The sequence below is a fragment of the Oleiphilus sp. HI0067 genome, assembly GCF_001635735.1.
On sequence record NZ_LWFI01001241.1, the window covers coordinates 1 to 885 of the forward strand.

At 51.1% G+C, this 885-nt stretch carries 1 protein-coding gene; it reads left to right on the forward strand.

All coding sequences use genetic code 11. The annotated features are described in order from the left end of the window. The coding region (locus tag A3739_RS18775) for a molybdopterin cofactor-binding domain-containing protein (RefSeq protein WP_156502690.1) at positions 1-885 on the forward strand (885 nt) is incomplete at both ends.

Consider the following 885-nt stretch of genomic DNA (forward strand, 5'->3'; position numbering starts at 1 on the left):
GCGGGACGGAAATGGGCCAAGGCTTGTACGTGAAAGTTGCACAAGTTGTTGCCAACGAATTCCAAGTCGACCTAGACACTATTCAGGTCACAGCAACACGTACTGACAAAGTCTCTAACACGTCTCCAACGGCTGCATCTTCAGGTTCTGACTTGAACGGCATGGCAGCACGCGACGCTTGTTTGCGCATCAAAGCCGGCATGATCAAGTACGCAGCTGAACTTCACGGTACAAGCGAAGACAAGATTCGCTTTGAAAGCAACCACGTTGTTGCAGTAAAAGCAGACGGAGAAGAAGTGTGGACACCATTTGCGGAATTCACGCAAAACGCTTACATGGCGCGTGTACCACTGTTCTCAAGCGGTCACTACCAAACGCCTAAGATCCACTACGATCGCAACACAGGTAAAGGTCGTCCGTTCTACTACTTCGCAAACGGCGCATCTGTGTCAGAAGTGATTGTGGACACCCTAACCGGCGAATACAAAGTCACACGCGTAGATATCCTACAAGACGTTGGTGCGTCACTTAACCCTGCGATCGACATCGGTCAGATCGAAGGTGCTTACATTCAAGGCATGGGTTGGTTGACCACGGAAGATCTCGTATGGAGCGACAACGGCCGCCTACTTTCAAACGGCCCAGCGACCTACAAGATTCCAGCAGTTGGCGATACACCAATCGACTTCCGCGTGAAGCTTATGGAACAACTTCCAAACAAAGAAGAGACTATCTACCGCTCGAAAGCTGTGGGTGAGCCTCCGTTCATGTTGGGTATTTCAGCGTGGTCAGCACTACGCGATGCCGTTTCAAGCATGGCGGAATACAAGTTCAGCCCGCCAATGAACGCACCAGCAACGCCTGAGTGTGTATTGAATGCGGTGA